General features: G+C 63.9%; 7 protein-coding genes, 1 rRNA gene and 1 riboswitch. Of the genes, 4 read left to right on the plus strand and 4 right to left on the minus strand.

What is annotated here, in order from left to right:
- Positions 1-128: 128 nt before the first annotated feature.
- Complete coding sequence (locus QZM35_RS23950) at positions 129-1,037, plus strand: LysR family transcriptional regulator (protein ID WP_301776932.1); 909 nt, start codon at positions 129-131, stop codon at positions 1,035-1,037.
- A 22-nt stretch (positions 1,038-1,059) separates the two neighbouring features.
- Here the strand turns inward: QZM35_RS23950 and QZM35_RS23955 are convergent, their stop codons facing one another.
- A complete protein-coding gene (locus tag QZM35_RS23955; protein ID WP_089433229.1) occupies positions 1,060-1,782 on the minus strand; it encodes a CbtA family protein in 723 nt (240 codons plus the stop codon).
- A gap of 13 nt (positions 1,783-1,795) precedes the next feature.
- Entirely contained in the window at positions 1,796-2,005 is a 210-nt protein-coding gene (locus QZM35_RS23960) for a CbtB-domain containing protein (protein WP_006488502.1), read from the minus strand.
- Between the two features lie 32 nt (positions 2,006-2,037).
- A riboswitch (cobalamin riboswitch) is annotated at positions 2,038-2,180 on the minus strand.
- Between the two features lie 51 nt (positions 2,181-2,231).
- Between QZM35_RS23960 and QZM35_RS23965 the strand changes: the two genes are divergently transcribed.
- From QZM35_RS23965 to QZM35_RS23975, 3 genes are all read left to right on the plus strand, one after another.
- On the plus strand, positions 2,232-2,837 hold the full coding sequence (locus QZM35_RS23965; RefSeq protein ID WP_301776933.1) for a histidine phosphatase family protein: 606 nt from the start codon (positions 2,232-2,234) through the stop codon (positions 2,835-2,837).
- A gap of 161 nt (positions 2,838-2,998) precedes the next feature.
- Positions 2,999-4,591: an inorganic phosphate transporter gene (locus tag QZM35_RS23970; RefSeq protein WP_089433231.1), complete on the plus strand. Its 1,593-nt coding sequence runs from the start codon at positions 2,999-3,001 to the stop codon at positions 4,589-4,591.
- Positions 4,592-4,901: 310 nt separating this feature from the next.
- On the plus strand, positions 4,902-5,645 hold the full coding sequence (locus tag QZM35_RS23975) for a 2OG-Fe(II) oxygenase (protein WP_089475710.1): 744 nt from the start codon (positions 4,902-4,904) through the stop codon (positions 5,643-5,645).
- Positions 5,646-5,919: 274 nt separating this feature from the next.
- Here QZM35_RS23975 and QZM35_RS23980 read toward each other — a convergent pair whose 3' ends face one another.
- Both QZM35_RS23980 and rrf read right to left on the minus strand, forming a co-directional pair.
- Entirely contained in the window at positions 5,920-7,344 is a 1,425-nt protein-coding gene (locus tag QZM35_RS23980; RefSeq protein WP_301776934.1) for an MFS transporter, read from the minus strand.
- 637 nt (positions 7,345-7,981) lie between these two features.
- Positions 7,982-8,094: ribosomal RNA gene (rrf, locus tag QZM35_RS23985) — 5S ribosomal RNA — on the minus strand.
- Positions 8,095-8,098 lie beyond the last annotated feature (4 nt).

Consider the following 8,098-nt stretch of genomic DNA (forward strand, 5'->3'; position numbering starts at 1 on the left):
TCCAGAAGAGAAATTGAATGTCCGGGAGCCATGATAGGGATTTCAAATCATGAAATAAAATGGCATTATTTCATTCATCCATTAAAGTTATTCATGCATCTGTTGCGCGAGCGATATGAGCGATATCCATGCTGGAACGATTCCATCTCGTCGTCATTCGTGAGGTCGAGCGCCAGGGCTCGCTGACCGGGGCCGCCCATGCGCTGCACCTCACGCAATCGGCGCTCAGTCATACCGTCCGGAAAATCGAGCAGCAGCTCGGCACGCCGATCTGGGATCGGGAGGGTCGCGGCCTGCGGCTCACGCAGGGCGGGCAGTATCTGCTGAAGCTGGCGCACCGGCTGCTGCCGCAGTTCGAGCTCGCCGAGGAGCGGATGAAGCAGTACGCGAAGGGCGAGCGCGGCACGCTGCGCATCGGGATGGAGTGCCACCCGTGCTACCAGTGGCTGCTGAAGGTCGTGTCGCCCTACCTGTCGCGCTGGCCCGACGTCGACGTCGACGTGAAGCAGCGCTTCCAGTTCGGCGGCATCGGCGCGCTGTTCGGCTATGACATCGACGTGCTCGTGACGCCCGATCCGCTGAACAAGCCGGGCCTGCGCTTCGACCCTGTGTTCGATTACGAGCAGGTGCTGGTGGTCGCCGATTCACACCGGTTCGCGAACGCCGACTACGTGACGCCCGAGCAGCTGACCGACGAGATCCTGATCACCTACCCGGTCGAAACCGACCGGCTCGACATCTACAACCAGTTCCTGACGCCGGCCGGCATCGTGCCGAGGCGACACAAGTCGATCGAAACGACCGACATCATGCTGCAGATGGTGGCGAGCGGGCGCGGCGTGGCCGCGCTGCCGAGATGGCTTGCCGACGAATACGCGGACCGGATGCCGGTCGTGCCGGTCAAGCTGGGCAAGAAGGGGATCGCGAAGCAGATCTTCCTCGGCATCCGCGAAGCAGATGCATCGATCGACTATCTGGCCGCGTTCGTCGCGCTGGCGCGCGAATCGACGTGGAGCGCACCGCGCATGCTGCGCTAGGCGCGCTCCGTGGCAATGCGCGTCAGGCGGCGCGCATGCCGATGCGTTCGCCGCGCTCGACCCATGCGCCGAACAGCAGGCCGATCGTCGTCCACATGATCACCTGCATGCCGATGGCCGCCACGCGGAACTTCCACAGCAAGGCCGCCGGAAAATCGGCCGGCAACTCGCTGACCGACGGCAGCCCGATCTGCACGGCCGCGATGATCGCGACGAACACGAGCCCGGCGACGATCGACGCATTCCACTGCCCGAGCTTCGCCAGCAGATGGCGGCGCACGCTGACCGAGAACACCATCGTCGCGACCGAGATCGCGATCATCAGGAAGAACAACCCCGTGCGATAGCCGATCGTGTCGGGGTCGCCAACCGACGGCGGATTGGCCGGGTACTTGAGGTTCGGCACGATCACGAGCGCGACGAACGACGCCAGCGCAAGCCACGCAGCCAGCGGCCGGGCCGGGAGACGGCTGCCTCGGCCATACGCATACGCAAAGACGAGCGAGAACAGCCCGCCGAATGCCGCGCCGTAGGTCACGACGCCCGTCAGCAGACCGAGGCCGGCTTGCGTGTGGCGGCTGACCAGTTCGGGTTCCGGTGCTTCGCCTCGGGCGGCTTCGGTTTTTTCTTCGAAGGAGATTGCCTGATCGACTTGCGGTTCGCCGACGATTTTCGCGAAACCGAACGTGAGGAGGCCTGCGGCGATGCCTGCGAGCATCCCGCGCATGAGCAGCTTTCCGACCATCGTGAACTCCGCGTCAGTGGCAGGGGAAGCCGAGCAGATGGCGGCCGTCGTGGACGAACTCGTGGACATACATGCCCGGCACCAGCGACGTCGCCCCTTGTTCCGCACCGACGAAATACAGCGCGAGCAACAGGATCAGGCCGACGAACACGGCCCACGGCAACAGTTCGCGGACGGGGATGGGTGCCGGCACGACCGCCGGCTTCAGCACTGCTTCGCTCATGGATGCACCTCAGGGGAATCGCGCCCCGACAAATGTTGGATGGGTACGAAGGCAGGTCTGGCTTCCGGGATCATGGATCACCGGTTACAGTGGCGCGACCGCGCCGGGATTGCACCGGCTTCCGCGTTTCGTATCGGGCGAATTGTACGCGCGAACGTTCGCGTATTGAAGCGGCGACGGGTGATCGAATTCACTCGTCCCGGATCATCCGAAACACGACACGAACATGCCTGCCTCGCTGCGCCTGATCGCACACGCCTCGACCCGGGCAATGCGCACCGGTACGTTTCCCGACGACGACCCGCTCGACGCGCACGGGCTCGCCGACGCCGCGGCGCTGCACGACCGGTGGGCACGCGTGACCGGCGCGCTCGTGCTGTGCAGCCCGGCCCGCTGTGCGGTGCAGACCGCCGATGCGCTCGGCCTGCATGCCGACATCGATGACGCGCTGCGCGACATCGACTACGGAAACTGGCGCGGCAAGCGGCTGCACGACCTCGCGCGCGACCTGCCTGGCGAATTGGGCGTGTGGATCGGCGATCCTTCCGCGTCGCCGCACGGCGGCGAATCGTTCGATGCAGCGATGCGTCGCGTCGGCACATGGTTGAACGCGCTGCAACACGGCCGCGACATCGTCGCCATCACGCATGCGCCGATCGTTCGCGCGGCCGTCGCGCATGCCATGCGACTGGATCCCGACGCGGCAACGCGCATCGACGTCGCACCGCTGTCGTGCACGACATTCGCTGCGTCGCCGCACGGATGGACGTTGGTCGCCGACGACGATCGGCGCGACACTGCGACCTGGCCGCCTGCCGTGTCGCGTTCGTGATATCGACCACGACACGAGCCGACGTGTCGCGTCGTATCGCAATTGCCCGGCGATGTTCACCTTACGTCGCTGTAAGACACCCCATTCGTTGTCCCAGCTGTCATCAAACTGACTGCTAGCCGAAGCTAGGATCGGTCGCGGTTCCCTTACGAGATACCGTCATGAATCAACCTGCTTCGTCTGCCCCGAGCAATTCGGGTTCCGTCGAGCGCACCAAGCAGCTCGGCTATGCCGTCTTCCTGCTGGTGCTCGCGATTGGCGCGATCTACATCGCCACGCACCTGATCGACGATCTGTCGCCGATGCGCGAAGGATCGCTGTTCCCGTACCTGATGCTCGGCGCCGCGCTGCTGATCGCGCTCGGCTTCGAATTCGTCAACGGTTTCCACGACACCGCGAACGCGGTGGCCACCGTGATCTATACGCACTCGCTGACACCGAACGTCGCGGTGATCTGGTCCGGCCTGTGGAACTTCCTCGGCGTGATGATCTCGAGCGGCGCCGTCGCGTTCGGCATCCTGCAGCTGCTGCCGGTCGAGCTGATCCTGCAGGTCGGCAGCGGCGCGGGCTTCGCGATGGTGTTCGCGCTGCTGATCGCCGCGATCGTATGGAACCTCGCGACCTGGTATTTCGGGTTGCCGTCGTCGAGCTCGCATACGCTGATCGGGTCGATCATCGGCGTCGGGCTGATGAACCAGCTGATGCACGGGCCGTCCGGCACGAGCGGCGTCGACTGGGGCCAGGCGCTCGGCGTCGGCAAGTCGCTACTGCTCTCGCCGCTCGTCGGCTTCCTGTGCGCGGCGCTGCTGCTGCTCGTGCTGAAAACCCTCGTGCGGATTCCGGAGCTGTACAAGGAGCCGCCGAAGGACCAGCCGCCGCCGTTCTGGATTCGTTGCCTGCTGATCCTGACCTGCACGGGCGTGTCGTTCGCGCACGGCTCGAACGACGGCCAGAAAGGGATGGGGCTCATCATGCTGATCCTGATCGGCACGGTACCGACCGCCTATGCGCTGAACAAGGCCGTCACGCCGGCCGAGACACAGACCTTCGTGGCGGTCGCGAACCAGGCAGCCGCGACGTTCGGGAAGTACACGAACGGCGTTGCACCGTCCGCGAACCCGCGTGCCGACGTCGAGCTTTACGTCCAGCATCGCGAACTGACGCCGGCCGTGATCCCCGCCGTACAGCAGTTGTCCACGTCGCTCGCGACCGCCGTCGGTGCGTCGGGCTCGATGGCGGCCGTGCCGCAACGTGACGTCGACAACGTGCGCAACACGATGTATCTGGTATCCGAAGCCATCCGCCTGATCGAGAAGTCCGGCCGGCCCGCGTTCGCCACCGACGACAAGCTCGCGATCGACAACTATCGCAAGCAGCTCGACCACGCGACCAAGTTCATTCCGACGTGGGTGAAGGTGGCGGTCGCGATCGCACTGGGCCTCGGCACGATGGTGGGCTGGAAGCGGATCGTCGTGACCGTCGGCGAGAAAATCGGCAAGCAGCATCTGACGTACGGACAGGGCGCATCGGCCGAACTCGTCGCGATGCTCACGATCGGCGCGGCCGACGTGTACGGATTGCCGGTGTCGACGACGCACGTGTTGTCGTCGGGCGTCGCGGGCACGATGGCGGCGAACGGATCGGGCTTGCAGTGGGGCACGGTGCGCAGCCTCGTGCTGGCGTGGGTGCTGACGCTGCCGGCGTCGATCGTGCTTGCCGGCGGGCTCTATTGGCTGTTCCGGTCGGTGGCGTAAGCGGTGATGCAGCAGGTGGCCGGGAGGAGCCGGCTACCTGCTGGGGAATATTCGTTCCACGTCCCTCGTCGTCCCGTCTCTCCGTCTCTCCAATTCGACTCGTCGAGGCATTCGGTGCGCCCATGCCGTCGCGAATGCTCACCCTCTTCCTTTCCCGAATTGAAGCGCAAGATCTGGAGCGTGCCGGCGCATGGACATTTGTAGACTGGGTTCATCAACATTTACCGTGGACTCAACCGTGCGGACGACGTGCCCGAAGCATTCCGCACGACTGCATGGCGCCACATTGCTGACGAACCGAGGAATACCCGTGAACATTGCCGACCTGCAACCTGCCGTCGAATCACTGGAAATTGCGCAACGCGTCGACGCGATCGACTGGATGACTGTCGATGCCGATCTCGATCGCTACGGATGCGCGCGCGTGCCGGGCCTGCTCTCGGCCAGCGAATGTACGACGCTCGCATCACTCTATCCACACGATGCACTCTATCGCTCGCGCGTCGTGATGGCGCGGCACGGGTTCGGTCGCGGCGAATACAAGTATTTCGCGTATCCGCTCCCCGCGGTCATCGCCGAGCTGCGTGCGACGCTCTACCCGCATCTCGCGCCAATCGCCAATCGCTGGAACAAGGCACTCGGGATCGACGTCCGCTATCCGGCAGACCACGCGGCCTTCCTCGATCGCTGCCACGCAGCAGGACAGACGCGACCGACGCCGCTGATCCTGCAATACGGCGCCGACGACTACAACTGCCTCCATCAGGATCTGTATGGCGAGCACGTCTTTCCGCTCCAGGTCGCGATCCTGCTGTCGGCGCCCGGCCGCGATTTCACAGGTGGGGAGTTCGTGCTGACGGAACAGCGACCACGCATGCAATCGCGCGCGGAAGTGGTGCCGCTGACACAAGGCGACGCCGTCATCTTCGCCGTGCACGGCAGGCCGGTGCAGGGAACGCGCGGCGTCTATCGCGTCAACCTGCGCCACGGCGTCAGCCGGATTCGGAGCGGCCACCGCCACACGGTCGGCATCATCTTCCATGACGCGCAGTGACGGCGAGCGGAATACTCACGATGCTCGCAAGCCATCCGTCACGCAGACGGATTCGTTCGGGAAATGCCGCGCATCCGACGTGCCAATCGCTCGTTACCAATCCGGATTCTTTGCAAACGGACATCAGCGCGCGACCAGCTCACCCATCCAATCCGGCAGATGATCGCTTTCGATTCGCGCCGGACCGTCGCGACTCGTCGGATCGACGTTTCAAGTGAGCGACAGGAAGCAGAAGCACTCACCTGTCGCAGCACAAGGTCGATGGGAACCCGACCTACCCGCGCGCCACATTCGCCCGCAATCGATCACCCGCGTCGGAGGCGAGCCGAGCATAGCCCGGCAACGTCAGCAATGCGAGTACGCCCGCTGCGACGAACGCCCAGCGAAAGTCGTCGAGTACGTAGTGCACGCCGGCCGCATCGCCCCGCACCAACGCCGCGAGTCGAAGCGACAACGCACCGAACGCGATGCCCATCCCGATCGTCATCTGCTGAGCAGCACTCCACAACGTGCTGGCCGCGCTTGTCTGCTGGGCCGGGATATCCGCATAGGCCAGCGTCGCGAGCGTCGTGAACTGCATCGACCGCGTCAGTCCATAGACGAATACGACGAACAGCGTGATCGCCAGTGGCGTCGATGCAGTCAGCCAGCCGCACGCGATCGTGAAGAGGCCGACTATCGTCACGTCGACGAGTGCGACGCGCCGGAAGCCGTAGCGGTCGAGAATCCACGACGTTCCCGCCTTCATCCCGAGATTGCCGAGCGCACTCGCGAGCAGCAGCAGGCCGGACTGGAACGGCGACAGCCCGAAACCGATCTGGAACAGCAGCGGCAGCAGGTACGGCACCGCATTGATGGCCATTCTCGTGATCGACCCGGTAATCACGGTCACCGAGAACGTCGGTACGTTCAATGTCGTGAAGTCGAGCAGCGGATGCGCGCAACGTTGCGCATGCCACCAGGCGGCGATGCCGAACAGCACGCTCGCGCCCACCAGGACGGCTGCGCGCGTAAAGTGGACGTCCTGCTGGCCGGCCGCTTCGGTGCCGATCAGCAGACAGGTCAGCGCGCCCCCGGCGAGCACGAAGCCGCCCCAGTCGAGCGGTCGTTGCTCGTCGGCCCGCGTGTTCCGGACGATCAGCCAGGTGCAGACCAGTGCGGCAATGCCGAACGGGACGTTCAGCAGGAAGATCCACCGCCATGACGCATAGGTCGTGATGAAGCCGCCGATCGGCGGCCCGACGACAGGTGCGACGATGCCTGGCCACGTGATCGTCGCGATCGCGCGCATCAGCTTCGCCTTCTCGGTGCTGCGAACGACGATCATGCGCCCGACCGGCACCATCATCGCCCCACCGACGCCTTGCAGCAGGCGCGCAGCGGTGAATGTCACGACACCTTCGGACAACCCGCACAGCACCGACGCACCGGTAAAGACGACGATTGCACTGGCGAACACCGTGCGCGAGCCATAGCGGTCCGCGATCCAGCCGCTGATCGGGATGAACACTGCCAGCGCCAGCATATAGGCGGTCATCCCGAGGCTCAGCGCGTTCGGCCCGACATCGAACGAGCGCGCCATTTGCGGTAGCGCGGTCGCGATCACGGTCGTGTCGAGATACTCCATGAAGAACGTTGCGGCGACGAGATACGGCAAGAAGTCGGTCGTCCGACCACCTTGGGCAGGGCTATCAGTCATGAACGGTGCGGGAGACGGGATACGGCGGACCCCGACCGCCGGCGGTTGCCTGGAAGCACCGGGAATCGGGACGAATGGTGATATTACCCCGAAGGGCTTGCACCCCGCTCTGCAGGGCATGTCGCCCGAATGGACTTTATGCGCATAGATTTTTGTGATGATTTAGCGCTGTCTGCGTTGCGTGCTTCGATGATCATGTTGGCACAACGTGTCGAAGGACCAGTGGATGGTCTAGTGGGTTTTCGTCCAGACTCATCAATTTCAGGCAATTTTCGACAAACATCGCTCATCGTCGGCCATTTTTGGGCCATTTATGGATGGCTCAACGTTAGATGAGCACTCACTGCGTGTCGGTTGATGTAGAGAGCGCACCGGGAGATGTCGGTGGCACCGAGCTGTAGATCGCTCAAGACCAACCGAGGCGCCGCAGAGAGAAATTGCAGCTTTGATCGGAGATAGCGGCAATAGGCCAAGTGATCGCGGATGATACTGGCCGATTGGCGTTCCGGGAGCTGCGAGCGCTTGTACCTGGGAGAGGCGATGTGGAAACTCCAGCCAAGCCACCACGCCCCCATGCATTTCCGCCGCTCAAATGCAAAAACCCCCGCCTTTCGGGCGGGGGTTTTCGGCTTAGGGAGCCTGACGATTACCTACTTTCACACGGGAATCCGCACTATCATCGGCGTAGAGTCGTTTCACGGTCCTGTTCGGGATGGGAAGGGGTGGGACCGACTCGCTATGGTCATCAGGCAAA

Source organism: Burkholderia sp. AU45274, from assembly GCF_030482505.1.
GTDB lineage: Bacteria > Pseudomonadota > Gammaproteobacteria > Burkholderiales > Burkholderiaceae > Burkholderia.